Origin of the sequence: Microbacterium sp. LWH12-1.2 (assembly GCF_040675825.1) — a bacterium.
Lineage (GTDB): Bacteria > Actinomycetota > Actinomycetes > Actinomycetales > Microbacteriaceae > Microbacterium.
Genome location: NZ_JBEGIJ010000001.1, coordinates 2,558,673 through 2,584,383 on the forward strand (window position 1 = coordinate 2,558,673; position 25,711 = coordinate 2,584,383).

Genomic DNA, 25,711 nt, shown 5'->3' on the forward strand with positions numbered 1-25,711 from the left:
GATGTCCACGATGCTTCGCGAAGCGCTTCACGTGCTGCGCTCCGATCGCGCGGCCGCGCGATGGACCGATGCCTTCCCGGTCGGCAACGGGGTACGCGGAGCGACCTGTCAGGGCGGCCCCGGCGCTGAGCGCTTGTGGCTGAACGACATCACCGCCTGGTCCGGCCTCCCCGACCAGGACCCGCTCGCCGGCGTGGTCGATCGCGGTCCGGATGCCCTCCACGCGGTGCGCGATGCCATCGCCGGGGGCGATGCCGCCGCAGCCGAACGTCTCCTCCAGCAACAGCAGACGCCGTGGGTGCAGGCCTTCCTGCCGCTCGGCTGGATCGACGTCGAGATCGACGGAACCTTCGACGACGGATGCCGTCGCCGTCTCGACCTCACGACGGCGACCGCCCATCTCGAGTACGCCGGCGTGCGCCACACGACATGGGCGGACTCGGCCGGCGGGGCGATCGTGCACCGGATCGAGGCGGATGCCCCGGTGCGCGTGCGGCTGCGCGTCGGGAGCCTGCTCCGCTCCGCCGGGCCGGATACCGGCATCCCCGACGGAATCGTCCGCGAGCTGCTGCTGCCGATCGATGTGGCTCCGGGGCACGAGACCCCGCCGGAGCCGGTCCGGTACGGCGACGGACGCACCGGCGCGATCGCCGTGCGGTCGGCTGGCCCGGCGACCGTCCAGGCCGGAACGCTGGTCACCGAGCTCGCGCACACCCACACCTTCGTCATCGGCACCGCGACCGCGCCGTCGATCCCCGGAGAGCCGGAATCGGATGCCGATGCACCGACACGGGCGGTCGCCGTGCTGGGGCAGGTCGGATCGGATGCCGCCGCCGAGTCCGACCGGCGGCACGGAACGCACGTCGCCGCGCATCAGGAGCTGTACCTGCGCTGCGCTCTGACCCTGCCCTCTGCGGACGGCGCGGTGGAACTCAGCACCGAGGAGCGGATCGCGGTCGCCCAGGAGCGGCCGGACCCCGGCCTCGCGGCCCTGCTCTTCCACTACGGTCGCTACCTGCTGCTGTCGTCGTCACGGCACACCGGACTGCCCCTCACGCTGCAGGGCCTGTGGAACGCCGAGCTTCCCGGTCCGTGGTCGAGCGCGTACACGACGAACATCAACCTGCAGATGGCGTACTGGGCTGCCGAGACCACCGCGCTCAGCGAATGCCACACCCCCTTGCTGCGCTTCATCCGGCGGCTCGCTGCTGGATCCGGCAGCACCGTCGCACGTGAGCTGCACGGTGCGAACGGCTGGGTGGCGCACCACAATTCCGACGCCTGGGGGCACGCTGCGCCGGTCGGGGCCGGTCACGGCGACCCTGCCTGGGCGTTCTGGCCGATGGGCGGGGTCTGGCTGAGCCTGCACCTCTGGGAGCGCTACGCGTTCACCGGCGACATCGATGAGCTGCGCATGCAGTCGTGGCCGGCGCTCGCCTCCGCCGCGCAGTTCGCGCTGTCATGGATCCGGGATGACGGCACCCGCACGTACACGAGCCCCTCGACGTCGCCGGAGAACCACTTCCTCGCCGATGACGGCACCGCGACCGGCGTGGGCGAATCCTCGACGATGGACGTCGCACTGCTGCGGACCCTCGCGACGGCGTGCGTGCAGGCCTCGATGGCACTCGGCATCGAGGAGCCGTGGATCGCCGAGCTGCTCACCCTGACCACCGCCCTTCCCGACGCCGAGGTCGATGCCGACGGCACCCTGCGGGAATGGGACCGCCCCCGCGAGGACACCGAGCCCGACCACCGGCACCTGTCGCATCTCGTCGGCCTGTTCCCGCTTGCGCGGATCTCGCCGACGCGGTCGCCTGAGCTCGCCGCCGCTGCGGCGGCCTCGATCATCTCCCGTGGACGGGAGTCGACGGGGTGGGCACTGGCCTGGCGCACCGCGATGTGGGCACGCCTCGGGGATGGCGCGCAGGTGCTCGACCAGATCACGATGGCGCTGCGTCCTGCGGTCTCCGACGGCGGGGGCCACCGCGGCGGTCTCTATGCGAATGGATTCAGCGCGCATCCGCCGTTCCAGATCGACGGGAACATCGGCCTCACCGCCGGTGTCGCCGAGGCGCTGCTGCAGTCCCATGACGAGCGGATGCTGCTGCTGCCGGCACTGCCACCGGACTGGCCGGTCGGAAGCGTGCGCGGGTTGCGCGCACGAGGGGGTGTGACCGTCGACATCGACTGGGAACACGGCGAAATCGTGAAAGTACGACTGCGCAGCGATGGGAACACCACAATAGAGATGAGCGGGCCGGGGATCGGCATCCGATCCGTCGTCCTCACTGCAGGGCAGCCCGCTCTCATCGAGCCGAGGGAGAACCGATGGTGACCATCGCAGACGTCGCACGGGCAGCCGGCGTCTCCATCTCGACCGTCTCATACGTGATGAGCGGCAAGAGGACGATCTCGCAGGACACGAAGGAGCGCGTCGAGAGCGCCATCGATGCGCTGGAGTACCGACCGCACGCGAGTGCCCGCTCGCTCGCCTCGCGATCCACGAGCGTGATCGGCCTGCAGGCACCGCTGCGCTCGGGTGTCGACGTGCACGTCGTCATGGAGATCGTCGCCGGCATCGTGCGCGAGGCGCGGGTGCACCAGTACGACATCCTGCTGCTCACCAGTGACGACGGCGAGGGGCTGCGCCGCGCGACCGGCGCATCGATGGTCGACGCCCTGCTGTTGATGGATGTCGAGTCGGACGATCCGCGCATCGCCACCCTGCGCGACCTCTCCGCCCCCAGCGTGCTGATCGGCCTGCCGCGCGGAGCCGAAGAACTGACCTGCGTCGACTTCGACTTCGAGAGCGCGGGCCGCGCGGCTGCGGAGCGGCTGATCGCCCTCGGTCACCGCCGGGTGGCGCTGCTCGGCTCGCCGCGCGAGGTGATCGACCGGCGCACCTCGTATGCCGAACGGCTCTCCACCGGCTTCCTCGCCGTGTGTGCGGAGCGCGGTGTTCCGGCGACGGTGCACCCGTGCCCGACCACGCACGAATCCGTCGAGGTCCTGGACGCGGTCCTCGCCGAGCATCCTGATGTGACAGGCCTCTTCATCCACAACGAAGGTGCGCTGGCCCACCTCGCGGCACGTGCCGCGACGGCCGAAGGGCTCCAGGCGATCGCGCTCTGCCCGGCGGATACGGCACGCACCGTGCCGACCCTGGCCGACAGCATCGACCTGCCGGCGGAAGGCCTCGGCATCGCCGCCACGCAGGCGCTCATGGCCCTGCTCGCCGGCGAGAGCACGCCGAAGGTGCGGCTGCTGCCGCCCGTTCTCGCCTCGTCGCGACAAGAGTCAGCCCTCGAGCAGGCCGAAATCATGGCCCGATGAGGATCGACCCGAACAGCCGGTCCGTGCAGGGGCTGTCGACGTTCATCGAGTTCGTCGCGCTGAACGTGATGTATCTGGTCACGTGCCTTCCGATCGTCACGATCGGCGCCGCGACGAGCGCGCTGTTCCAGGTCACCATCCGCTATTCCGATGACGAGACCGGGCGGCCGGTCGCCGATTTCCTCCCCGCGTTCGCGAAGAACTTCCGCCGCGGTGCGCTCACCGGCCTCGCACTGCTGGTGCCGGTCGCGCTGCTCGTCTTCAGCGCCGTGTTCTGGTTGTCCACGCCGAGCGTGCTGGGAACGACCGGCGGCGTGGTCGCCGCACTTGCCGCCGTCTTCCTCTTCACCGCTTTCCTTTATGCGATGGCGCTCGTGGCGACGTTCGACGACGGCATCCGACGCACCCTGAAGAACGCCGTGCTGCTCGCGGCCGCCGAGCCGGCACGCACCTTCGGCCTGCTGATGATCCCGGTGACGCTGGTGTGCATCAGCATCCTCTTCCCGCCGTTCCTGGTGATCATGGGAACAGTGGGCTTCTCGGTCGGCGCCTACGCTGCTGCCTTCGTGTTCCGCAGCGTCTTCGCACGGCACCGCCGGTAACCCGCAACCCGACGCAGAACGCCCCCGGGACCGCATGGTCCCGGGGGCGTTCTCCGAGGAGGGTCAGCCGGCGTCGGCCGCGACCGCCTCACGTTGCTTGTTCTGCGACTCGGCATTCTCCATGTCGAACTCGAGCACCTTGTCGTATCCGAGACCTGCTGCCTGCTCCTGCAGCTGGGCCTTCAGCGTCTCGAACTCGTCGTCGCTGGCAGCGAATGCCATCTGCCACGAGTACTGGATGACGATGGCCTTGACCTGGTTGCGGAGCGTCTCGATCTCCGACGGGTCGGCGGGGGCCGCATAGCTCGCGCCAGGGGCGACCAGCAGCTGGTCGTTGGTCTCCAGGTACTCCATCGTGGTGGCGGCCCCGCCCATCTTGGCCGACCAGTCCTCCGAGAGCGGCGTCTTCACGAGCTCCTGGTACGACGGCCATGCCTTGTAGCTGAACGGCAGCCCGGTCTCCTCGTCGATGTCGACGGGAAGGACGGCGGTGACGTTGAGCGCGGAGGCGCCGTCGGTGTACGTGCCGCCGCCCAGCTCAGCCGGAACCTGCGCCTCACCGCTGATGAAGGCCTGCTTGCCGAGTTCGGTCAGCACCGGCTGACCGGCGTCGTCGAGCTCCCAGGTCATGCCCTGCGGGCCGGCTGCGCCCATGGTCTGGCTGTTGTTGGCGTAGGTGCCTTCGGCCGAGTACAGCCAGTCGATGAACGCCGCGATGCGCTCCGGGTCCTCGGCCTTCGAGCCGATCGCGATCACCGGCTTGCCGCCATAGGCCTCTGCTCCGTACGAGAAGATGTTGATGTCCTTGACCGGCGCGAGCTCGAAGCCCTTGCCCGCCGCGGTGTTCACATCGGTGTTGTAGGCGGCCTGACCGAGCCACGGCCACCACGAGAAGAGGACCTGTCCGTTCTGCACCTTCGACCACATGGTGTCGTAGTTCTGGGTGGTCGACTCGGGGTCGACGAGGCCGAGCTTGTTGGCCTCGTGGTAGAACTTCAGCGTGCGCATGTACTCGCCGTCATCGTCGAGGATGCCCTGGTAGTCCGAACCGTCGGCCTTCGCCAGCACGAAGCCGAGCTCGTCGTAGCCGTAGAAGGTGGTCGGCTGCTTGGCGGTGACCATCATGTTGCCGTCCCAGTCCTTGAACAGCGACAGCGCGTACACCTTGCCGCCGTTGGGGGCGGTCGGCTCGAGATCCTGCATGTCCTTCAGCACCGGAACGAGATCCTCGAGGGTGTTGAGTTCCGGATAGCCGAGGGCCTTGTAGAGATCCCAGCGGACGTACGGGCCGAAGGTCGGGTCGAGCCCCTCGGACGGCTGGGTCGGCTTCAGCGAGGAGACGGAGGTCGGGAAGGCGTAGACGCCGTCCTTTCCGTCGTTGAGGTGCTCGACGGCCGTGTCGAACTCCTCGAAGTTGCTCATCGCGGGGTAGAACGGCGCGCTGTCCATCACCAGCCCGCCCTGGACCAGCTCATCGAGCTTCTCGCCCTTCTCGGTGATGATCATGTCGCCGAGATCACCCGCCGAGACCCGCGTGTTGTAGAGGGTGTCACCGCCGCCGGCGACGTTCGGGGCGATGATGTTCAGCTTCATGTTGAACTTCTTCTTCACGATGTCGGCGAACCAGCCCTCCTGGATCCCCATGTAATTCGCGAGCCCGTCGAAGACGTCGATCGTGATCTCCTCATCCCACTTGTCGGGGAAGGAGGAGATGGACTCCTGTTGCTGCGCGTCACCTCCGGTGCAGGACGTGAGCAGGCCCGCGGCAACGAGCGCCACCGCGGTGAGCGCCACCTTGCGCTTGAGTTTCATTGCATTTCCTTTCTTGGATGCAGTGACGTCGTCAGCCCTTGACGGCGCCCAGCATGATGCCCTTCACGAAGAAGCGCTGGAACAGGGGATAGATGAAGATGATCGGCAGCACGACCAGCACGGAGACGGTCATCCTGATCGACGTCGGCGTCTGGGTGGTCGCCGCCGTGATGATGCCAGTCAGGTTGCCGCCGGAGTTCTGAGCGGCTTGAGCCAGGCTGTTGGCCTGATTGATGAACATGTAGAGCAGGTACTGCAGGGTGTACAGACTCTGATCGGTGATGTAGATCAACGTGTCCTGGAACGAGTTCCACTGGGCGACCGCCGAGAAGATCGCGACCGTCGCGAGGATCGGGGTCATGTTCGGCAGGAAGATGCGGAGGAAGATCTGCACGATGTTCGCGCCGTCCATCTCGGCCGCTTCCTGGAGCGACTCGGGCATCGCCTCGACGTACGTCTTCACCAGGATGATGAAGAACGGCTGCACGATGAACGGCAGCACGTAGACCCAGAAGTTGTTGGTGAGGCCGAGCGTCTTCATCACGATGAACACCGGGATGAGTCCGGCGCTGAAGTACATGGTGATGATGACGGAGCGGTACCAGAACTGGCGGCCCCACATCTTGCTCTGCGAGAACATGAACCCGAGGAAGGCGGAGGCGAGGACGGCGGCGAAGGTACCGATCGCCGTGCGCCCGATGCTGACCACGGCCGCCATCGGGAGGCCGTTCAACTGCAGCACCTGCGAGTAGTTCTCGAGGTGGAGATCGACAGGGAACCAGCGCACCTGCCCGAGGGCCGAGACGTCGTTGGCGCTGATCGAGTTGATGATCAGGAAGTAGAACGGGTACGCGCACAGGAACGCGAGCGCGATGAAGACCGTGTAGTTCGTCATCGCGAAGATGATGTCGCCACTGCTGCGACGGCGGACCCCGAAGGTCGTGCTGCTCATGGGTGTCTCCTTCTCAGACGATGGACTGGCCGCGGACGCGCTTGGCGATCCAGTTGACGGTGAGCAGGAGAGCGACCGAGATGATGCTCTTCAGCATGCCGATCGCGGTCGCCATCGACAGGCTGTTGCCCGTGATGCCGATGTTGTAGACGTACAGATCGAGGACCTGGATGGTCTCCTTGTTGAAGGCGTTCTGGAACACGAAGTACTGCTCCATGCCGTTGTTCAGCATGTTCGCGACCGACAGGAGCAGCAGCACGAGGTAGGTCGGCATCAGCTGCGGAATGGTGATGTACCGCATCAGCTGGAAGCGTCCGGCGCCGTCGATCTTGGCCGACTCGTACAGCGACTGGTCGATGCCGGCGATCGCGGCGAGGTAGATGATCGCGCCCCAGCCGAGGCCCTTCCAGACGCTCCACAACGTCATCGTGAGCCAGACGTTCTGATCGCTGTCGAGGAACTTGAGCGGCTGCGTGATGAGCCCCGCGTCGTTGAGCACGTTGTTGACGAGGCCCGAGCTGGAGAACAGCGAGAACGCGATCATGTAGACGAGCACCCACGAGATGAAGTTCGGGAGTGTGGTCAGCGTCTGCACGGCGTTGCGGAACCACGGAGCACGCACCTCGTTGAGGAAGATCGCGAAGAACAGCGGGAGGATCGAGGTCGCGATGCCGAGGAAGCTGATGGCGAGCGTGTTCAGCAGCACCTGCCCGATCTGGGCCACCTGCGTCGGTGAGCTGACGAGGAGCTCGAACCACTGCAGTCCGACGAACTCGCTGCCGGCGAGCCCGAGGGCCGGCCGGTAGTCGAACAGCGAATAGATCCAGCCGTAGAGCGGGAAGTAGGAGAAGAGGAAGACCAGCACCAGGAAGGGCAGGATGCACAGGAACATCCCCATCGAACGGCGGCCGCCGGCCTGCTGTCGCTGGCGGCGCCCACGGCGTCGGCGCGAGGTGGGCGAGTCCTTGATCACCACGGATTGGACCGCGGTCGTGTTCCCGATCGTCAAGGTCATGAGTGAACCTCCGCGTTCTCGTTGGCGGCTTCCCGTGGCTCGTACGCCACGTCCGTGAACAGCGCCGCTGTGCTCGCCGCGCGCAGACCGACCGTGCGCCCCACGAACCCACCGGCGACCTCGGTCGACAGATACCGTCCGTCCAGGCGCGCGAGTTCCCGCTCCCCGTCGGCGTCGGCGATGGCGAAGACGAGGTCGTCCGGGCCCCCGGACGTCGCTGGTCGGGATTCGATGATCAGCGACCGCGCACCGGACGCCGCGGTGCGGTCGTCGTCGATGGTGCGGGTCAGCCCGCCGATGTGAAGTTCGGCCCGCGCGCGACCGGAGTCGATGCGGACCTCGCCCCAGTGCCGATCGTCCATGCGCACGCGCACCGCGGCCGCCTCGGAGGCCTCGGTCGTCGCCGAGAATCGCCAGTGCGCGTCGAGGGTGCGGGTCGCGAGCATCGACGGTGCCCCGTTGGGCGCGTCATCCTCGACGGCGATCCGGATGCCGCCCGGTGTGCTCTCGGCGATCTCGGCGGGGGCGAAGCCCGGAGAGGTCCATCGGGGGTGCAGCGGTCCGTCGAAGCGGTCGGTGAACCCGGTCGGTGCGGGGGTGAAGGTGAAGCGGTCCGGGACGACCACAGGCCAGTCGTCGACCCAGTCGATGCCGGCGAGGAACGTCTCACGACCGTTCACGTGGAACTGAGGGGTGGCTCCGCGCGGACGGACGCCGAGATAGACCATCGCCCAGGAGCCGTCGAGGCGCTCGATCAGGTCGGCATGGCCGGCGTTCTGCACCGGGAAGGTGGTGCTGCGGCGGGTGAAGATCGGATTGCGCGGATGAAGTTCGAACGGCCCTGCTGGGGTCTTCGCCCTGGCGATGCCCACCGTGTGCCCGCGCTCCGTGCCGCCCTCGGCGTAGAGCAGGTACCACCAGTCGCCGCGCCGGAAGACATGCGGAGCTTCGGGGTACGCCAGTCCGGTGCCGCGCGAGACGGTCCGCGGCTCGTCGAGCACTGTGCCCGTCTCCAGGTCCACTCGCACCTGGGCGATTCCCGGAGCCGATGACATGTTCGAGCTGAACGTCATGTAGCAGGTGCCCTCGTCGTCCCAGGCGAGGTCGGGATCGATGCCGACGGCGCCCTCGATCACGATGCCCGGCGACCACGGACCCTCGATGCTCGGGGCCGAGGTGACCAACTGGCCGACCTTTCCTGAGACGTTCGTGGTGATCATCCAGAATCGTCCGGCGTGATGACGGAGCGTCGGCGCATACACGCCTCCACCGGGTCCGGCGATGCCCGGGCGCAGGTTCTCATCACCGTCGAGGGCGTGACCGACCTGCTCCCACGTGGTGAGATCCGTGCTCCGCCAGAGGGGAACACCCGGCGAATACTCGAACGACGAGTGCGCGAGGTAGTACGTGTCCCCGGCCCGGCAGATCGTCGGGTCCGGGTGGAACCCGGGGACTACAGGATGCTCCGCGGAGTTCACGGCATCGGTCATCGGGGCTCCACTCGCCTTTGGGTTGGATCGCTCGCGCGCCCCTGTCGATCCTCGGGTGAGATCTGTCGAAACGCTTCGACTTAGAGAGTAAAGCGGAACCGCCGCAAGCACAAGGCCGAAAATCGAAACGCTTCGCCTTGCCGAAAAATCTTGCGCTAATGTGACGCCGGTGACCTTCACCGATCTCCCCCTCGACCAGCTCCGCTCCTTCCGCCCCGATGTGGCCGAACCCGCGGATTTCGACAACTTCTGGGCGCGCACCCTTACGGAATCGCGAGCGCTCGCGACCGCGCCGCGGCTGCAGGCGGTGACGACTCCGATCACCCAACTGATCGTCGAGGACCTCACCTTCAGCGGCTTCGGCGGCGAACCGATCCGTGCATGGATCACCCGCCCGCACTCGGATTCCCCCCTGCCGACGGTCGTCGAGTACATCGGCTACAACGGAGGACGGGGCGTTCCGGGCGAGCGTCTGCAGTGGGCGGCGGCCGGCTACGTGCACGTGCTGATGGACACCCGGGGCCAGGGCAGCGGATGGGGAACCGGGGGCGACACCCCCGACCCGCACGGCTCGGACGGCTCGGTTCCCGGGTTCATGACCCGCGGCATCCGCAGCCCCGAGACCTACTTCTATCGCCGCGTGTTCACCGACGCCGCGCTGCTGATCGACGCGGTGGCACAGCTGCCGGCCGTCGATGCGAGCCGGATCAGCGTGACCGGTGGCAGCCAGGGCGGTGGGATCAGCCTGGCCGCCGCTGCACTGCATCCGCGTGTCGTCGCGGCGATGCCCGACGTCCCGTTCCTCTGCCACTTCCGCCGTTCGGTGGAGCTGACGCCGGAGCATCCCTTCAAAGAGATCGAGCGCTACCTCGCCGTGCACCGCGGAGTGACGAAAGAGGTCTTCGGCACCCTGTCGTACTTCGACGGGGTGAACTTCGCCCGCCGCATCTCGGCGCCGGTGCTGTTCTCCGTCGCGCTGATGGATGCCGTCGTACTGCCCTCGAGCGTGTTCGCGGCGTTCAACCACTGCGGCTCTGCGGATGCCGAGATCGAGGTCTACGAGTTCAACGGCCATGAAGGCGGCCAGACCGTGCAGTGGCTGCGCCAGGCGGAGTGGCTCGCCTCGCGCGCCTGATCACGTCGGTGGTCGCTTGTCACGACTCGACTCTTGTGCGATTCGAAGCGCTTCGATAAAGTCGCGGCGGACCGTGCGGTCCGCCATCGACACGAAGGAGTGCGAATGTTGCAGGTCAGGATGAGAACCACGACGGCGGTCCTCGCCGCGGGGGCGATGATCGCCTCGGGGGCGGTGGTGGCGAGCGGGCCCGCTTCTGCGAGCACGCCGGAACAGACCGGTCCCGAGTACGACTGGTCGAACGTCGAGATATCCGGCGGCGGATATGTGCCAGGCATCATCTACAACCCGACGGAAGAGGGGTTGGTGTACGCGCGCACCGACATCGGCGGCGCGTACCGGCTCGATCGGGAGGCCGACCGCTGGGTGCCCCTCCTCGACCACGTCGGCTGGGACGATTGGAACCGGCTCGGCGTGCTGAGCCTCGCCACCGACCCGGTCGACACCGCACGGGTGTATGCCGCAGTCGGCATGTACACGAACGACTGGGACCCGAGCAACGGAGCGGTGCTTCGGTCCTCCGACGCCGGGGAGACCTGGCAGGCGACGCCGCTGCCGTTCAAGGTCGGCGGCAACATGCCGGGACGCGGCATCAGCGAACGCCTGCAGATCGACCCGAACGACAACGACGTGCTCTACTTCGGCGCCGAACAGCGACAGGGACTCTGGCGCTCGACCGATGCCGGCGTGAGCTTCCAGCGCGTGGCGAGCTTCCCGAACGTGGGCGATTTCGCTCCCGATCCTGCCTCCGAGAACTCGTACCTCACCTCCGAGCTCGGCGTGCTGTGGACCGCGTTCGACGCGGCGTCGTCCCCCGCGGGCACCGCGACCTCGACGATCTTCACGGCCGTCGCCGACAAGGAGCACATCCTCTACCGCTCCGACGACGCCGGCGCGACCTGGGCCGAGGTCGCGGGCGCCCCGACCGGGTTCCTCCCCCAGCGCGGCGTGATCGACGAGAGCGGTCGATTCCTGTACATCACGACCACCGACACCAGCGGTCCCTACGACGGGTCCGACGGCGAGGTGTGGCGATACGGGATCGACACCGGCACGTGGACCGACATCACGCCCACGCAGCGTCCAGCCGGCGGCGACTTCGGCTTCGGCGGCCTGACCGTCGACCGGAACGACCCGGACACGATCATGGTCGCGTCGCAGATCCAGTGGTGGCCCGACATCCTGATCTTCCGCAGCACGGATCGCGGCGAGACCTGGTCGCCGATCTGGGATTACGTCACCGGCAGCGACGGCGCCGTTTCGCTCGATCGCCGCTACGAGCAGTCCATCGACGGCGTGCCGTGGCTCGCTTTCGGCAAGGACGTCGGCGAACCGGTCCCGTGGAGCGAGCCGACGCCGAAGCTCGGCTGGATGGTGTCGTCCCTCGAGATCGACCCGCACAACTCCGACGAGCTCATGTACGGCACCGGCGCGACGATCTACCGCGCCGACGACCTCACCGCCTGGGATGAGCCCGGCGGTCGGATCCACCTCGCTCCATCCGCCGACGGCATCGAGGAGACGTCCATCCAGGGGCTCGCCGCCCCGCTCGGCGACGTCGACCTCGTCTCGGCGATGGGCGACCTCGGCGGCTTCGTGCACGACGACATCGACACCATCACGAACACGTTCCAAGCCCCGTATTTCGGGGGCGGAACGTCTGTGGACGCGGCGGGTCTGGCCGACGGCGTCATCGCCCGTGCCGGCACCGACGGCACCGGCGCGCACCTCGCCGCGTTCTCGAGCGACGGCGGCGACACCTGGTTCTCCTCTCCCGCGGTCCCCGGCTCGACCGGCGGCGGCAGCGTCGCGGTGACGGCCGATGGCGGCGGAGCGGTCTGGGCGCCGGCGAGTGCCGCACCGCAGGTCACCCGGGATGCCGGCGCGACCTGGGTCCCGGTCGCGGGGCTGCCTGCCGGAGCGAGGGTCGAAGCGGATCGCGTCGATCGCGACATCGTCTACGGTTTCGCAGCGGGCACGTTCTACCGCTCCGAGGATGGCGGATCGAGCTTCGCGGCCGTGAACGCGGGGACCCTCCCCGCCGAGGGCAACGTGCGCTTGGGCGCGATGCCGGGGCACATCGGGGATGTCTGGCTGGCCGGCGGAGATCCGGACGGCGCCTACGGCATGTGGCGTTCGACGGACCGCGGCGGCACCTGGCAACAGGTCGATGGATTCGACGAGGCGGACACGATCGGCTTCGGCAAGGCCGCACCGGGCGAGACACGTCCCGCGATCTACTCCGCCGCGCGCCGAGACGGCGTGCGCGGCGTCTTCCGGTCGACCGACGGTGGCGACACCTGGATCCGCATCAACGACGACGACCACCAGTGGGGTTATCTCGGCGCCGACATCGAAGGGGATCCCGACGTGTTCGGCCGGGTCTACGTCGCGACGAACGGCCGAGGCATCGTGGTCGGGAATGACGCAGCGGCCACCGAGCCCGCCCCGTGGAGCTCCTCGGCGACGTACGCCGAGGGAGACCTGGTCTCCTTCGACGGTTCGACGTGGCTCGCCTCGTGGTGGAGCCGCAAGGACGTGCCCGGCGCGAAGCGGGGTCCCTGGCAGGAGATCGTCACGGCGCCGACCGGCGTCGCGAAGTGGACGCTGACGCGCACCTTCGTGGCAGGCGACATCGCCGAGCACGACGGCCACCTCTGGCGCGCCAAGTGGTGGTCGCGCGGCGACCTGCCGGGTGCGAAGCGCAGCGCGTGGGAGCGCATCGGCTGATCCGCTGACGCGCCGTCCGGCTTCGAGCCGGGCGGCGCGTCAGACGGCGATGAGCCTCAGACCGCGATGTGCCGCTCGTCGAGGCCGTTATAGGCGGAAAGCGGGCGGATGAGCGCGTTGGCCCCGGCCTGCTCGATGATGTGCGCCGTCCACCCGGTCACCCGCGCCGCGACGAACAGCGGCGTGAAGGTGAGGGTGTCGAAGCCGATGAGGTTGTACGCGGGACCCGAGGGGTAGTCGAGGTTCGGGTAGATGCCCTTGCGGGCGACGAACTCCTGCTCGAGGGTGTCGTAGAGCTCGGCGACGTCGGTGCGGTCGAAGTGCTCGACGAGGGTGTCCAGCGCGGACTTCATCGTGGGCACCCGCGAGTCGCCCTTCTTGTAGACCCGGTGCCCGAATCCCATGATCTTGCGCTTCTCGGCGAGCGCCGTGTCGAGCCACGGCTTGACGTTCTCGGCCGAGCCGATCTCGTCGAAGATGTGCAGCACGGCCTCGTTGGCGCCGCCGTGCAGCGGACCCTTGAGTGCGCCGATCGCACCGACGACAGCCGAGTACAGATCGCTGAGCGTCGAGGTGATCACCCGGGCGGTGAAGGTCGACGCGTTGAAGGAATGCTCCGCGTAGAGGATCATCGACCGGTTGAACGCGTCGACGACAACGGGGTCCGGCACCTCGCCGAAAGTCATCCACAGGAAGTTGGCGGAGTAGTCGAGATCGTCGCGCGGAGCGATCGGCTCCTGCCCGCGGCGGCGGCGCTGGCCGTAGGCGACGATCGCCGGCAGGGCGGCGAACAGGCGGATGCTGCGCGCCAGGTTGTCCTCCGGACTCCCGCCGGCATCGAGCACGGATCCACCGGCTGCCGGGTCTGTCGCTCCGAGCAGGCTGACGGCGGTGCGGACCTCGTCCATCGGATGCGCCTCGATCGGCACCAGGTCGATCACGGCCTTGACCTGGTCGACGAGTTCGCGGTGCTCGCGCTCTTCCGCACGGAATGCCGCGAGCTGCTCGCCGGAGGGCAGTTCGCCGTGCCACAGCAGGTAGGCGACGGCCTCGAACGGCTGGGTCGCAGCGAGTTCCTGCACCGGGTAGCCACGGTAGAGCAGGCTGTTCGTGTCGGGGTTGACCTTCGAGATCGCCGTCGTGTCGACGACGACGCCGGCGAGGCCCTTCTTGATGTCCGGGTCGGTCATGGTCACTCCTTCGAGATGGTGAAGTTGAAGACGCCGGAGTCGAAGTGGTTGTACGACTCGTAGTCGATGAGATCGTAGAGGTCGGCGCGGTGCTGCATCTCGCCGAGCTTGCTGGTCAGGTGCCCTTCGTCGTTCAGCGTATCGAGTGCACGGCCGGCCGCGCCCATCGCGATCCTCAGCAGCGACACCGGCCAGATCACGATGCGGACGCCCGCATCCTGCAGCTGCGCGGTGGAGAACAGCTCGCTCTTGCCGAACTCCGTCATGTTCGCGAGGATCGGCACGTCCAGCGCCTCGGCCATCGCCTCGAACTCGGCGAGGTCGCGCATGGCCTCCGGGAAGATCGCGTCGGCGCCGGCATCCACCAGCGCCTTCGCGCGGTCGATCGCGGCGTCCAGCCCCTCGACGGCGCGGATGTCGGTGCGGGCCATGATCAGGAAGTTCGGGTCCCGGCGGGCGTCGGCGGCGGCACGGATGCGCTTGACCGCCGTGCTCTCGTCGACGACGCTCTTGCCGTCGAGATGACCGCAGCGCTTCGGGTTGACCTGGTCCTCGATGTGGGCGCCGGCGAGGCCGGCATCCTCGAGCTCCTGGATCGTCCGGGCGACGTTCATCGGCTCGCCGAATCCGGTGTCGGCGTCGACGATGGCCGGGAGGTCCGTCATCCGGGCGATCTGCTTCGCGCGTCCGGCGACCTCGGTGAGGGTGGTCAGGCCGATGTCGGGCAGGCCGAGATCAGCGGCGAGCACCGCGCCCGAGATGTAGACCCCGTCGAAGCCCTTCTGCTCGATGAGGCGCGCAGAGAGCGGGTTGAAAGCGCCGGGGAACTGCAGCAGCTCCCCGCCGGCGAGCCGCTCTCGGAACAGCCGCCGCTTCTCCGCGGGTGTGACGGTGGAGTACAGCATCAGAACAGCCCCTTCGGAGCATCCGCTGCCTCGAGCAGGCCGGGCTTCGCGATGATCGACAGCTCGCCGACCTCGGCGACCGTGAGCTCGGGCAGGCGCTGCACCAGCGCGAGGAAGCGCTCGATCTCGGCGGGCTCGAGCACCGGCTCTGCCAGCAGCCGGAACTTCGCGACGTAGTTCTCGCGCACGAACGGCCGAGCCCCCAGCGGGTGGGCGTCCGCGACCGCGATCTCGTCGACCACGGTGGTGCCATCGGTGAGGCGGATCTCGACGCGGCCGCCGAACGCCTTCTCGTCGGGGTCTTCGGAGTGGTACCGGCGCGTCCACTCGGCATCCTCTGCCGTGGTGATCTTGTGCCACAGTGCGACCGTGTCGTCGCGGCCGGCCCGCTCCGGGGTGTACGAGTCGACGTGGTGCCAGCCGCCATCCTGCAGGGCGACCGCGAAGATGTACGGCACCGAGTGGTCGAGGGTCTCGCGCGACGCGGTCGGATCGTACTTCTGCGGGTCGTTCGCGCCGGAGCCGATCACGTTGTGGGTGTGGTGGCTGGTGTGGATGACGATGGACTCGATGTTCGCCGGGTCGCGCAGCGCCGGGTTCTCGATACCGAGCTTGCGTGCGAGGTCGATCAGCGCCTGCGCCTGGTACTCGGCCGAATGCTCTTTCGTGTACGAGTCGAGGATCGCGCGCTTCGGCTCGCCGGGGGCGGGCAGTGGCACCTGGTAGGACGCATCCTTGCCGTCGAGCATCCAGGCGATCACGCCGTCCTCGCCTTCATAGATCGGAGACGGCGAAGTCTGTCCGCGCATCGCCCGATCCACGGCTTCGACCGCCATCTTGCCGGCGAATGCCGGAGCGTGCGCCTTCCAGGTGGAGATCTCGCCCTTGCGGCTCTGCCGGGTGGCGGTGGTGGTGTGCAGCCCTTGACCGACCGCCTGGTAGATGGTCTCCACGTCGAGTCCGAGCAGGGTGCCGATGCCGGCGGCAGCCGAGGGACCGAGGTGTGCGACGTGGTCGATCTTGTGCTTGTGCAGGCAGATCGCCCGCACCAGGTCCATCTGGATCTCGTACCCGGTCGCGATGCCGCGCACCAGTGCCCGGCCGTCTGCCCCGACGTGCTGGGCCACCGCGAGGATCGGCGGGATGTTGTCACCGGGGTGCGAGTACTCGGCCGCGAGGAAGGTGTCGTGGTAGTCGAGCTCACGCACCGCGACGCCGTTCACCCAGGCCGCCCACTCGGGGCTGGTCCGGTCGTCGAGCGCGGCTCCGAACACGGTCGCGCCGGCCCCGCCCCTCGATACCGGGTGGCTGAACGCCTGCGCGCGGGCGGCGTTGATCGGGGCGCGGGTGAGGGATGCCGCGGCGACCGAGGCGTTGTCGATGATCCGGTTGATGATCATGTCGACGACGTCCTGCTCGACCTCGACCTGGTCGGCGGCGACCTCGGCGATCTTCCAGGCGAGCTGGTCTTCGCGCTCGAGCGTCTCGGAGCTGGGGTAGACGCGGACGTGGTGGTTGATGGTCATGCTGATCCTTCCGGAAGGGATTCGAGGATGCTCGTGAGCGCGTTGTGCAGGTGCACATGCGTGGCGTGGGCGGCGAGATCGCCGTCGCGGGCGGCGAGCGCCTCGGCGATGGTGCGATGCTCGGAGGCGGAGGCTGCGAGTCGCGCCGGCTTGTCGCGGGCCATGCGCCGCACCCGCACCAGGTGGGTGCGCACCGTGCGCAGTGCCGAGGAGATGTAGTCATTGGCGACGGCCGCGTCCAGTGCGGCGTCGAAGCGTGCGATGAGCGCGTAGTACGCATCCCGGCCCTCTGCGGCGGCGAGGTCGACGTGTGCGAACTCGCCGGCGAGGTCCTGGAACAAGGCGGCATCGCCGCGGGCGGCCGCGAGCCGAGCAGAGGTCTCCTCGAGCGCCCGGCGGATCTCGAACAGGGCGCGGATGTCGTCGGCATCCAGATCCGCCACGACCGTCACGCGCGGCGACTGCTGCACGACGAGGCCGTCGGCGGCGAGCCGGCGGAGGGCCTCGCGCATCGGCGTGCGGCTGATTCCGAGGCGCGCCGCCTGTTCGACCTCGCCGAGCACGAGCCCAGAGGGCAGGGCGCCCGACTGGATGCCCTCCAGCAGATCGGCGTAGGCGCGATCGCTCGCCGTGGTGCGATCGGCGGCGAGAGTCATGAGATTAGTGTATACATAAACAGCTCGCTACGGCATCCGCGCATCCAAGACTGGATCTCTGGTATACATTCGTCGATCTGTCAGGCTGTCACGGCAGCAGAGGCGATCCCCGCACCTGCACCAGCGTCAGCGCTCAGCGCTCAGCGATGCTCTCCGGCACGACTTCGGGAATCGGCTCGACGAACTCGGGGGCCACCGGCTCCCCCAGCTTCACCACCACGACCCCGATGAGCACCAGAGCCCCGCCGAACGCCTGCAGCAGGTTGGGCAGCTGACCGAGCAGCAGCCAGCCGAACAACAGCGCGGCGACCACCTCGGCGAGCGCGACGAACGAGGCGAGGCGAGACCCGAGCATCCGCGTCGAGGCGATGCCGAGCAGATACGCGACCGCCGTCGCCAGAATGCCGATCGCGAGCACGGGAACGAACCATGGCACCGTGCCGAAGCGGTACGCGATGTCCTGTGTGGTCCACGCGAGGGGCAGCACACCGATGGCTCCCGCAATGGTGAGGCCGATGGCTCCCAGCAACAGGCCGAGACCCGCCATCGCGACAGGGGGCACGCCGGTGTCCGCCCGCCCGGAGAGCACGAAGTACATCGCGGCGCCGACCATGGCGCCCAGCGCCCAGAGGATGCCGCCCCCGTCGACCTGTGCACCGGTGAGGATGTCGAGCATCAGCACGAGACCGACGAAAGCGATGGCGGCGCCGAAGACGCTGCGACGGCTGGGGCGCTCACCGCGGCGCAGCCAGAGCCAGAGCACCACGGCGACGGGTGCCGTGTACTCGATGAGGAGCGCCAGCCCGACGTCCATCACGGCCACGGCCTGGAAGTAGCAGACCTGAGTCGCGGCGACCGCGAGCAATCCGTAGGCGGCGATCATTCCGGCATTGCGCCGAAGGACGCCCCATCGGCCGCGCATGGCGATGAGCGTCGGCACGAGGAGAACCAAGGCGGCCACCCAGACCCGTGCAGTGACCGCGGCCCCTGGTGTCCACCCCGCGTCGATCAGACCACGCGCCCACCCTCCCGACATCCCGAAGGCGAACGCGGCACCGATCGCCAACGGCAGGCCCAGACGAACCCCTCGCGCCTTGTCATTTGCCATTGCGTCCATGACATGTGACGTTACGCTCCGCCGATGTAACATGTCAATATGCTCTTCACCGATGACACCGCCGAGGGCTTGCGCGCGGCCGTCTGGCTGGTGAACTCCGCAGAGGATCCGGACACTCTCGACAGCCTCGACGACGAGGGCACCTTCCTCTCGGCGTTCCCGTACAACGGCCGACTGGACCGCGATGAGGAAGAGCTCGCCTCATTGCGCGCGCTCCGCCCCCGCCTGCGCGCCATGCTGCTCGCCCCGCGCGACGAGATGGCGGCGCACGTCAACGCCGCGCTCGGGGAGTCGAATCTCGCCCCCCAGCTCGTCAGGCATGTCAACGCCGACTGGCACCTGCACGCGGTCGCCGACGAGCAGCCGCTCGCCGAGCGCGTGCTCATCGAGACCACCATGGCGCTGATCGACGTCATCCGCGCCGATGAGGGGTCACGCATCTCCGTCTGCGACGACGACACATGCAATGCCCTCGCCCTGGACCTCTCCCGCAACCGCTCGAAACGCTACTGCTCGGCCACCTGCGCGAATCGAAACGCCGTCGCGGCCTACCGCGCACGGCGCGCTGGCGACGACTGAGCTGGCTCGGATGCCGAGAAATGCGTCGAGGGGAAACAGGTTGAAAAAGTTTCTCTGATCGGCCTCTTTTCGGGGTCTCAATGTCGGTGGCCCTCGGCAGAATGGAGGTATGAACAACCCCGCATCTCTCCTCGATCAGGTCGTCTCAGACCTGGATCGGGTGCTGGGCGCAGATGCTCTCGGGGCGCTGTCGGATGCCGACCGGATGCATGTTCTTCGCATCGCAGGGGAGGCGTTCCGCCGCATCGAGGCGGTCGTGGTCGAGACGACGGCCGGAGCAGAACCCGGGTTCCCGGACGAGCTCGGATGCCGGAACATGAACGAACTGCTGCAGCGGGTGCTGCGGGTCGACGCACCGGGGGCTGCCCGGGTCGTGAAGGCCGCGGATCTGCTGCACCGAGATGTCGAACTCACCTCCGGCGCACGACTGCCGGCCCAGTGGCCGTCGTTGCGCGGCGCGATGCTCGACGGGACGATCGGGATCGCCGGGCTGCTGGCGGCGACCGGTCCGATCGAACGGGCGGGGGTCCGGATCGGGGCAGCCGACCGGCTGCGTGCGGATGCCGAACTCGCCGGCCAGGCCCGCGGATACGTCCTCGCCGACGCCGCCGCCGATGCCGACGACACCGAGCGGGCGGATGTCGAAGCTGCGCCCGCCGATGTGGCGCCGCAGGCGACGCCAGAAGATCTGAAGCAGTTCGCGCAATTGATCGCCCTGTATCTGGATCCGGACGGGTCCGCGCCGTCGGAGGCGGAGGCATCGCAGTCCCGGTCGTTCACCGTCGGGAGGCTCCGCAACGGCACCTACCCGGTCCGCGGGAACATGCTGCCCGAGGTCTACGCCCAGATGCAGCTGATCTTCGACGCCCAACTGAACCCGAAAACCGACGGACCCGCAGACCTCGGCGTGACGTTCCGCCCTTCCGACGAGATCGACGGCGCCAGTGACGGCGAGGCTGGCACGGATCCGTTCAACTCGGACCCGCGGAACGTGATCGACCCCCGCACCCGCGCCCAGAAGCAGCACGACGCCCTCGCCGCAGCACTGGGCATCGCGGCCCGACACGACGAGATGCCCAGTTTGGGTGGTGCGGCACCGACCTTGGTCGTGCACATCGACGCTTCAGACTTCGCCGCGGGCACCGGGGCTGGGCGTGGATCAGTCAACAACGCCAACGCCGACGCGGGCCTCATCGCCGACACCGACACCGGAACCGGAGCGGGATTCGCCGCCGGATGGGCGACCATCCCCGGCATCGAGGCCCCGGTCTCGGCATCCGTCGCCGCCCACACCGCCTGCACCGGCACCATCCAACGCGTCCTGTTCGACGAAGGCCGCATCATCGGCATCAGCGTCACCGACCGGGTCTTCACCGTCCACCAACGCCGCGCGATCGTGCTCCGCGACAAGGAATGCCTCATCCCGGGCTGCCACGTCCCGGCATCCTGGTGCGAGATCCACCACGTGACCGAACACGCCCGCGGCGGACCCACCCATACCGACAACGGGGTGCCCTTGTGCTGGCATCACCACCGCACCCTCGACAGATCCGGATGGGAGATCCGCATGATCGGCGGCATCCCCCAGATCCGCGGACCCGCATGGTGGGACCCCACCCAGCGATGGCGCACACCACGACCTTTGCCGGGATCGTTCACGCCGGCGCGCACCTGACCGCCACTGCGCGATCTCGGCACCCAGGCAATATGCCGATCCTGAGCACCCAGTGCCGCGCGTCAGCGGGCGTCGCGGGCGAGCGCGGCCTCCCGCCAGGCATCGGCGATGATCTCGGACCCGAGCCTGGTCGGGTGCACGCCGTCGGGCGCGAGGTCGGCGATCGGATGCTCGGATGCCGCCGCCGTGAAGATGTCGTGCAGCGGCACCAGCTCCGCGCCGAACTCGGCCGCGAGCGAGCGGACCACGGCGCGCTTCTCATCGAGATCGGGCAGCCATTCCTGCTGCTCCGCGAGAACCGGCAGGAAGAACGGCTCCATGAGGATGAGCCCTGGTCGGTGCGCCTCGACCACCTGAGTGAGCAGTGCACGCAACGTCGACTCGAAATCGGCTGCAGACGTCGGGTCGTCGCTGTCGAAGCGCCGCCACATGTCGTTCACACCCACGTACACGGTCAGCAGGTCGGGCCCTGTCGGCATCAGCTCGGCGTCCCACCGTGCGGCGAGATCCTTCGCCCGATTGCCGCTGATCCCGAGGTTTCGCACGGTCGCGCCCTGGGCGGCGAACCCGTCAGCCAGCAGCGAGACGTAGCCGTCGCCCAGCGAGGCCGGGTCCGCGCGATCGCGTCCGGCATCCGTGATCGAGTCCCCGATGAAGACGATGCGGTCGAGGTGATCCATGAGTGCTCCTTCGTCGAACTCCGATCACCCTATCGGGAGACTCACCCCTCCCCCACGACCCCCTCGAACAGTCCGACGTGGTTGCCGTCGGGGTCGACGATCACCGCCCAGGAACTGTTCTCGTCGATCGGCTGCTTCTCCATCGCGACAGAACCGCCCGCGGCGAGCGCCGCCGCAACCGTGTCGTCGATGGAGTCGACCTCGACGTATGAGCGCGGATGCGTGAAGTCGTCGCTCCGCGGCGCGAGCCCGCCGCCGGAGATGCCGTTCGGGGCTCGCCACATCGGATAACCCTCGAACCCGGGCATCTCCGCGATATCCCAGCCGAACAGGCCCGAATAGAACGACTTCGCCCTCTCCATGTCGCCCACCGGGATGTCGATGTGCGTGATGTCACCGTGCGCCATGATGCTCCCTTCCACCGAGTTCTCGTCGAGTCCCCGTCGAACCGACGGAGACAGTCTCGCTCTCTCCGTGCGCAGGGACAAGAGGTTCACGAGCCTGAGAGAACGGAAGGAGCCCCCCGCCCGAAGGCGAGGGGCTCCCGTGGATCTCAGCGAGTCACTCGTAGAGGACCGCAGCGATCTCCGGGTCTTCGATGTTGCTCTTGTCGTACCAGTGCGAACCGGTGTCGATGAACTTCTCCACCGTCTTGCCCTTGGCCGCGTCGTAGGCGGCCTGCACGACCATCTCGCCGATGCCGATCGGGTCCTGCGTGATCGCGCCTGCCTCGAGGCCGTTGTTGATCGCATCGATCTGCGCCTTGCCCGAGTCGAAGCCGATGATGGTGAGCGCTCCGGCCTTGAGTCCCAGCTCGTTGGCGGCGTTCACGACGCCGATCGCGGAGCCTTCGTTGGTGCCGTAGATGCCTTTGAGATCAGGGTGTGCAGCGATGAGTGCTTTCGCGATGTCAGCGGACTTGAGCTGGTCGCCGTCGCCGTACTGGATGTCGACGATCTCGACATCGGGGTAGTCAGCCTTGATCTTCTCTTCGAAGCCGTCACGACGGTCGGCACCCGTACCAGCGGTTTGCTGGTGGCCGATGATCGCGACCTGACCGGAACCACCGATGAGCTCTGCCATGTGCTCGGCGGCCAGCGCTCCGGCGACCGTGTTGTCGGTCGCAGCGAGGCTCAGGCCCGCATCGCTGTCGCACGGCGCATCGAAGTAGACGACGGGGATGTCCTGCGCAGTCGCGTCCTCCACCAGCGGGATGCAGGCCTTGGAGTCCAGCGCAGCGAACCCGATCGCAGCCGGCTTGGCGTTGATCGCGTCCTGGAAGATCGAGAGCTGCTTGTCGATCTCGGTCTCCGTCGCGGGCGCGTCGAAGGTGACGGTAACTCCGAGCTCTTCTGCGCGCTGCTCGGCACCCTGCTTGACCGCCTGCCAGAACTGGTGCTGATAACCCTTCGCGATGAGTGCGATCGTCATCTCCTCGCCTCCGCCTTCGCCGCCGCTTTCGCCGCCGCTCGACGTGCCGATTCCGCTGTTGCATCCGGCGAGGGCGAGCGCTGCCCCCGCGACGATCGCGGCGAGGGCCGCCTTCTTGCCTGTCTTCATCTGAAACTCCATTGTTCGGTGGCATCGACCTTCCGGCCGACACTGTGAAGGGGACACTCTGTGATTGCGCCTGGTGCGGATCACTCCGCCGTCGACTCGCGTCGATCGATGGACGGCGGCACGGATCGCCCATCGAAGTCGCTCAGGTTCGAGATCGGTTTCGCAACGAGTCGAAGAACACGGCGATGAGGATGACGACGCCGACGACGATGTTCTGCCATTCGGGCTGGATGCTGAGGATGCGAAGGCCGTTGACCAGCACGCTCATGATCAGGGCGCCGATCACCGTGCCGAGGATGGAGCCCCGCCCTCCGAGGAGGGAGGTTCCGCCGATGATCACCGCTGCGATCGCCTGCAGCTCGTAGCCGCTGCCGGTCTGAGGCTGTGCCGATCCGAGGCGAGAAGCGATGATGACGCCGGCGACCCCGGTGAAGGCTCCGGCGAACATGTAGACGAGGATCGTCCAGCGCCGCGTGTTCACGCCGGAGAGCCGTGCGGCTTCCTCGTTCGAACCGATCGCGAAGGTGTAGCGCCCCAGCAGGGTCTTCGACAGCACCACATAGGCGACGATGGCGAGCACGAGCGTGATGAGCACGGCGTTCGGCAGACCAGGGATCAGCGTCCCGAGCGCGATCTTCTGGAAGTCGGGGGTTTCCGAGAAGTAGATCGGTGCGACGCCCGAGACCACCAGCGCCAGGCCGCCTGCGATCATCATCATCGCAAGTGTCGCGATGAACGGTGGCAGCCGCAGGAAGGTGATGTTCACTCCGTTGATGAACCCCATCAGCACGCCGGTGAGGATGCCTCCGATCACACCGACGAAGAGCGGCAGCCCGAAGTTGGTGATGAACACACCGGTCATCACGGCGCACAATGCCATACCGGTACCGATCGAGAGATCGATGCCGCCTGTGATGATCACGAATGTGGTGCCGAGGGCGAGGATCCCGATCACCGCCGTCGCCAGCAGGATGCCGGAGATGTTGTTCCAGGTGAGGAAGTTCCTCCCGAAGATGGAGAAGAACAGCACGAGGACGATCAGAGTGCCGAAGGCCAGCGACTGCTGGAGCTGCCGGCGGAGCAGACCACGGAAGTCCCGCCGGTCGGTGTTCTCGTTCACGGCTGTGCGGATGATCGTCGTCGTCGACGATCCAGGCTGCTGCGGCGTGCTCATCAGTCGTCCTCTCCGTGTGCTGCGAGTTGCATGATCTTCTCCTGGCTGGCGTCCTCGTTGCGGAGAGTGCCGGTGATCCGTCCGTTCGCGAAGACGGCGATGCGGTTCGCCACGCGAAGGATCTCCGGCAGCTCCGATGAGATGACGATGATGGACTTGCCCAGCTCGGCGAGCTGCTGCATGAGGCGGTAGATCTCCTCCTTCGCACCGACGTCGATTCCTCGGGTCGGTTCGTCGAAGATGAGGACGTCGCAGTCGCGCATCAGCCAACGGGCGATGACGACCTTCTGCTGGTTTCCTCCGGAGAGGAGCTTGACGACCTGATTGACCGACGGCGTCTTCACCCGGAGCTGCTGGACGTAATCCTTGGTGCGGTTCTTCGCCGCCCCGTCGCCCATCCAGCCGATCGCGTTGGCGTACGAGCCGAGCGAGGCGAGGACGGTGTTGAAGGTGACGTCCTGTTCGAGCATGAGGCCGAGGAGCTTGCGGTCCTCGGAGAGGTATCCGACACCGTGTTTCACGGCATCCGACGGCTGACCGATCCGCACCTGCCGGCCTCCGACGGCGATGGTCCCGCTGTCACGGTGATCGGCGCCGATGACGGCTCGGGCGGTCTCGGTGCGACCGGCTCCCATGAGCCCTGCGAAACCGAGGATCTCGCCTCGGTGCAGCTGGAACGAGACATCTTTCAGGAGCGCCTTCGTGGACAGCCCCTGAACCTCGAGCACGATCGGGTCGTTCAGGTGGTCGCGTGCCTGCGGACGCGTTCCCTCATCGATCGGACGACCGACCATCATCTCGATGATCTTCGGGATCGTGACCTCTGATCGGTCGAGTGATCCGATGTATGCCCCGTCGCGCAGTACCGTCACACGGTCGGCAAGACGACGCAGTTCGTCCATCCGATGCGAGATGTAGACGATGCCGGTGCCACGAGCCTTGAGCTGCTCGATCAACACGAACAGCGTCTCGACCTCGGAGTCGGTGAGTGCCGACGTCGGCTCGTCCATGATCAGGACCTTGGCGTTGAAGGAGAGCGCCTTCGCGATCTCGACCATCTGCTGCTCGGCCACGGTCAGCTCTCCGACGAGCTGGCGCGGGTTGAGCCGGATGCCCAGCCGCTGGAGCAGTTCCGAGGTCTGGGCATTGAGCTTGCGCTCGGAGAGGAAGGGGCCGCTGGTCGGTTCCCTGCCTACGAATATGTTCTGTGCGACGGTGAGATCGGCCATCAGGTTCAACTCCTGGTGGATGATCGTCACCCCCAGCTCCTGTGCTTGGAGCGGGCTCGTCAGCTCGACCTCCTGGCCCTCGAAGGTGATCGTGCCCTCGTCCTTGGTGTAGATCCCGGAAAGGATCTTCATGAGCGTCGACTTGCCGGCGCCGTTCTCCCCGACGAGCACGAGCACCTCACCGGAACGCACCTCGAGATGCACGTCCTTCAGCGCCTGCACGCCGGGGAAGCCCTTGCTGATGCCGTCCACTTTGAGGATCGGATCGCTCATCCGCGCGCCTGCTTCCTTGAAGGTCTCGCGTAAGTACGGGTCGTGATGTTCACTGCAAACATCGGATCAATTGTC

Annotated in this window: 21 protein-coding genes; 7 read left to right on the top strand and 14 right to left on the bottom strand. The window is 67.5% G+C overall.

Going from position 1 to position 25,711, the window contains the following annotated elements:
- The first annotated feature begins 1 nt into the window (after position 1).
- From MRBLWH12_RS12130 to MRBLWH12_RS12140, 3 genes are read left to right on the top strand one after another with little or no spacing between them, the layout of a single operon-like run.
- The gene (locus MRBLWH12_RS12130; protein WP_363551361.1) at positions 2-2,338 is read left to right on the top strand and encodes a glycosyl hydrolase family 95 catalytic domain-containing protein; all 2,337 of its coding nucleotides are present in this window, start codon (positions 2-4) and stop codon (positions 2,336-2,338) included.
- The gene (locus tag MRBLWH12_RS12135) at positions 2,332-3,336 is read left to right on the top strand and encodes a LacI family DNA-binding transcriptional regulator (RefSeq protein WP_363549211.1); all 1,005 of its coding nucleotides are present in this window, start codon (positions 2,332-2,334) and stop codon (positions 3,334-3,336) included. The genes MRBLWH12_RS12130 and MRBLWH12_RS12135 overlap by 7 nt, the downstream gene beginning before the upstream one ends.
- On the top strand, positions 3,333-3,938 hold the full coding sequence (locus MRBLWH12_RS12140; protein WP_363549213.1) for a YesL family protein: 606 nt from the start codon (positions 3,333-3,335) through the stop codon (positions 3,936-3,938). The genes MRBLWH12_RS12135 and MRBLWH12_RS12140 overlap by 4 nt, the downstream gene beginning before the upstream one ends.
- Positions 3,939-4,001: 63 nt before the next feature.
- Here the strand turns inward: MRBLWH12_RS12140 and MRBLWH12_RS12145 are convergent, their stop codons facing one another.
- From MRBLWH12_RS12145 to MRBLWH12_RS12160, 4 genes are read right to left on the bottom strand one after another with little or no spacing between them, the layout of a single operon-like run.
- A complete protein-coding gene (locus tag MRBLWH12_RS12145) occupies positions 4,002-5,750 on the bottom strand; it encodes an ABC transporter substrate-binding protein (protein WP_363549215.1) in 1,749 nt (582 codons plus the stop codon).
- Positions 5,751-5,781: 31 nt separating this feature from the next.
- Positions 5,782-6,702, bottom strand: coding sequence for a carbohydrate ABC transporter permease (locus tag MRBLWH12_RS12150; RefSeq protein ID WP_363549218.1), 921 nt, complete (start codon positions 6,700-6,702; stop codon positions 5,782-5,784).
- A 13-nt stretch (positions 6,703-6,715) separates the two neighbouring features.
- The gene (locus MRBLWH12_RS12155) at positions 6,716-7,717 is read right to left on the bottom strand and encodes an ABC transporter permease (protein ID WP_341977328.1); all 1,002 of its coding nucleotides are present in this window, start codon (positions 7,715-7,717) and stop codon (positions 6,716-6,718) included.
- Positions 7,714-9,207, bottom strand: a complete 1,494-nt coding sequence (locus tag MRBLWH12_RS12160; protein WP_363549220.1) for a glycoside hydrolase family 43 protein — start codon at positions 9,205-9,207, stop codon at positions 7,714-7,716. Before MRBLWH12_RS12160 ends, MRBLWH12_RS12155 begins: the two co-directional genes overlap by 4 nt.
- A gap of 169 nt (positions 9,208-9,376) precedes the next feature.
- Here MRBLWH12_RS12160 and MRBLWH12_RS12165 point away from each other — a divergent pair, with 169 nt between their 5' ends.
- Positions 9,377-10,342, top strand: coding sequence for an acetylxylan esterase (locus tag MRBLWH12_RS12165; RefSeq protein WP_363549223.1), 966 nt, complete (start codon positions 9,377-9,379; stop codon positions 10,340-10,342).
- A 105-nt stretch (positions 10,343-10,447) separates the two neighbouring features.
- Complete coding sequence (locus MRBLWH12_RS12170) at positions 10,448-13,072, top strand: carbohydrate-binding protein (RefSeq protein WP_363549225.1); 2,625 nt, start codon at positions 10,448-10,450, stop codon at positions 13,070-13,072.
- A 56-nt stretch (positions 13,073-13,128) separates the two neighbouring features.
- Here MRBLWH12_RS12170 and MRBLWH12_RS12175 read toward each other — a convergent pair whose 3' ends face one another.
- The 5 genes from MRBLWH12_RS12175 to MRBLWH12_RS12195 form a co-directional block, all read right to left on the bottom strand.
- Positions 13,129-14,262: a bifunctional 2-methylcitrate synthase/citrate synthase gene (locus MRBLWH12_RS12175; RefSeq protein WP_363549228.1), complete on the bottom strand. Its 1,134-nt coding sequence runs from the start codon at positions 14,260-14,262 to the stop codon at positions 13,129-13,131.
- Positions 14,263-14,264: 2 nt separating this feature from the next.
- Positions 14,265-15,167, bottom strand: a complete 903-nt coding sequence (prpB, locus tag MRBLWH12_RS12180; RefSeq protein WP_363549231.1) for a methylisocitrate lyase — start codon at positions 15,165-15,167, stop codon at positions 14,265-14,267.
- Positions 15,167-16,693 carry an MmgE/PrpD family protein gene (locus tag MRBLWH12_RS12185; protein ID WP_363549234.1) on the bottom strand — a complete coding sequence of 509 codons (1,527 nt, stop codon included), beginning with the start codon at positions 16,691-16,693 and terminating at the stop codon, positions 15,167-15,169. Before MRBLWH12_RS12185 ends, prpB begins: the two co-directional genes overlap by 1 nt.
- Positions 16,690-17,349 carry a GntR family transcriptional regulator gene (locus tag MRBLWH12_RS12190; RefSeq protein ID WP_363549236.1) on the bottom strand — a complete coding sequence of 220 codons (660 nt, stop codon included), beginning with the start codon at positions 17,347-17,349 and terminating at the stop codon, positions 16,690-16,692. Before MRBLWH12_RS12190 ends, MRBLWH12_RS12185 begins: the two co-directional genes overlap by 4 nt.
- Before the next feature lie 133 nt (positions 17,350-17,482).
- Positions 17,483-18,457 carry an EamA family transporter gene (locus MRBLWH12_RS12195; RefSeq protein WP_363549239.1) on the bottom strand — a complete coding sequence of 325 codons (975 nt, stop codon included), beginning with the start codon at positions 18,455-18,457 and terminating at the stop codon, positions 17,483-17,485.
- A 48-nt stretch (positions 18,458-18,505) separates the two neighbouring features.
- On the opposite strand from MRBLWH12_RS12195, the gene MRBLWH12_RS12200 reads away from it, so the two are divergent.
- Together MRBLWH12_RS12200 and MRBLWH12_RS12205 are read left to right on the top strand one after the other, a co-directional pair.
- Positions 18,506-19,045 (top strand): CGNR zinc finger domain-containing protein, encoded by a 540-nt coding sequence (locus MRBLWH12_RS12200; protein ID WP_363549242.1) that lies wholly within the window; start codon positions 18,506-18,508, stop codon positions 19,043-19,045.
- Between the two features lie 109 nt (positions 19,046-19,154).
- On the top strand, positions 19,155-20,720 hold the full coding sequence (locus tag MRBLWH12_RS12205; protein ID WP_363549244.1) for an HNH endonuclease signature motif containing protein: 1,566 nt from the start codon (positions 19,155-19,157) through the stop codon (positions 20,718-20,720).
- 62 nt (positions 20,721-20,782) lie between these two features.
- On the opposite strand, the gene MRBLWH12_RS12210 is transcribed toward MRBLWH12_RS12205, so the two are convergent.
- The 5 genes from MRBLWH12_RS12210 to MRBLWH12_RS12230 all read right to left on the bottom strand — a co-directional run bounded on the left by MRBLWH12_RS12210 (position 20,783) and on the right by MRBLWH12_RS12230 (position 25,636).
- On the bottom strand, positions 20,783-21,400 hold the full coding sequence (locus tag MRBLWH12_RS12210; RefSeq protein ID WP_363549246.1) for an SGNH/GDSL hydrolase family protein: 618 nt from the start codon (positions 21,398-21,400) through the stop codon (positions 20,783-20,785).
- A gap of 41 nt (positions 21,401-21,441) precedes the next feature.
- Positions 21,442-21,807, bottom strand: a complete 366-nt coding sequence (locus MRBLWH12_RS12215) for a VOC family protein (protein WP_341978309.1) — start codon at positions 21,805-21,807, stop codon at positions 21,442-21,444.
- A gap of 154 nt (positions 21,808-21,961) precedes the next feature.
- Positions 21,962-22,960 (bottom strand): ABC transporter substrate-binding protein, encoded by a 999-nt coding sequence (locus tag MRBLWH12_RS12220; protein ID WP_363549249.1) that lies wholly within the window; start codon positions 22,958-22,960, stop codon positions 21,962-21,964.
- 142 nt (positions 22,961-23,102) lie between these two features.
- Positions 23,103-24,134: an ABC transporter permease gene (locus MRBLWH12_RS12225; RefSeq protein WP_363549252.1), complete on the bottom strand. Its 1,032-nt coding sequence runs from the start codon at positions 24,132-24,134 to the stop codon at positions 23,103-23,105.
- Entirely contained in the window at positions 24,134-25,636 is a 1,503-nt protein-coding gene (locus MRBLWH12_RS12230) for a sugar ABC transporter ATP-binding protein (RefSeq protein WP_363549255.1), read from the bottom strand. Before MRBLWH12_RS12230 ends, MRBLWH12_RS12225 begins: the two co-directional genes overlap by 1 nt.
- Positions 25,637-25,711: the final 75 nt, after the last annotated feature.

What these genes read in the sequence shown, in the direction of transcription:
- MRBLWH12_RS12130 (WP_363551361.1), top strand. Translation starts at nt 2, where the DNA reads ATGTCCACGATGCTTCGCGAAGCGCTTCACGTGCTGCGCTCCGATCGC.
- MRBLWH12_RS12135 (WP_363549211.1), top strand. Translation starts at nt 2,332, where the DNA reads ATGGTGACCATCGCAGACGTCGCACGGGCAGCCGGCGTCTCCATCTCG.
- MRBLWH12_RS12140 (WP_363549213.1), top strand. Translation starts at nt 3,333, where the DNA reads ATGAGGATCGACCCGAACAGCCGGTCCGTGCAGGGGCTGTCGACGTTC.
- MRBLWH12_RS12145 (WP_363549215.1), bottom strand. Translation starts at nt 5,750, where the DNA reads ATGAAACTCAAGCGCAAGGTGGCGCTCACCGCGGTGGCGCTCGTTGCC.
- MRBLWH12_RS12150 (WP_363549218.1), bottom strand. Translation starts at nt 6,702, where the DNA reads ATGAGCAGCACGACCTTCGGGGTCCGCCGTCGCAGCAGTGGCGACATC.
- MRBLWH12_RS12155 (WP_341977328.1), bottom strand. Translation starts at nt 7,717, where the DNA reads ATGACCTTGACGATCGGGAACACGACCGCGGTCCAATCCGTGGTGATC.
- MRBLWH12_RS12160 (WP_363549220.1), bottom strand. Translation starts at nt 9,207, where the DNA reads ATGACCGATGCCGTGAACTCCGCGGAGCATCCTGTAGTCCCCGGGTTC.
- MRBLWH12_RS12170 (WP_363549225.1), top strand. Translation starts at nt 10,448, where the DNA reads ATGTTGCAGGTCAGGATGAGAACCACGACGGCGGTCCTCGCCGCGGGG.
- MRBLWH12_RS12175 (WP_363549228.1), bottom strand. Translation starts at nt 14,262, where the DNA reads ATGACCGACCCGGACATCAAGAAGGGCCTCGCCGGCGTCGTCGTCGAC.
- prpB (WP_363549231.1), bottom strand. Translation starts at nt 15,167, where the DNA reads ATGCTGTACTCCACCGTCACACCCGCGGAGAAGCGGCGGCTGTTCCGA.
- MRBLWH12_RS12185 (WP_363549234.1), bottom strand. Translation starts at nt 16,693, where the DNA reads ATGACCATCAACCACCACGTCCGCGTCTACCCCAGCTCCGAGACGCTC.
- MRBLWH12_RS12190 (WP_363549236.1), bottom strand. Translation starts at nt 17,349, where the DNA reads ATGACTCTCGCCGCCGATCGCACCACGGCGAGCGATCGCGCCTACGCC.
- MRBLWH12_RS12195 (WP_363549239.1), bottom strand. Translation starts at nt 18,457, where the DNA reads ATGGCAAATGACAAGGCGCGAGGGGTTCGTCTGGGCCTGCCGTTGGCG.
- MRBLWH12_RS12200 (WP_363549242.1), top strand. Translation starts at nt 18,506, where the DNA reads ATGCTCTTCACCGATGACACCGCCGAGGGCTTGCGCGCGGCCGTCTGG.
- MRBLWH12_RS12205 (WP_363549244.1), top strand. Translation starts at nt 19,155, where the DNA reads ATGAACAACCCCGCATCTCTCCTCGATCAGGTCGTCTCAGACCTGGAT.
- MRBLWH12_RS12210 (WP_363549246.1), bottom strand. Translation starts at nt 21,400, where the DNA reads ATGGATCACCTCGACCGCATCGTCTTCATCGGGGACTCGATCACGGAT.
- MRBLWH12_RS12215 (WP_341978309.1), bottom strand. Translation starts at nt 21,807, where the DNA reads ATGGCGCACGGTGACATCACGCACATCGACATCCCGGTGGGCGACATG.
- MRBLWH12_RS12220 (WP_363549249.1), bottom strand. Translation starts at nt 22,960, where the DNA reads ATGAAGACAGGCAAGAAGGCGGCCCTCGCCGCGATCGTCGCGGGGGCA.
- MRBLWH12_RS12225 (WP_363549252.1), bottom strand. Translation starts at nt 24,134, where the DNA reads ATGAGCACGCCGCAGCAGCCTGGATCGTCGACGACGACGATCATCCGC.
- MRBLWH12_RS12230 (WP_363549255.1), bottom strand. Translation starts at nt 25,636, where the DNA reads ATGAGCGATCCGATCCTCAAAGTGGACGGCATCAGCAAGGGCTTCCCC.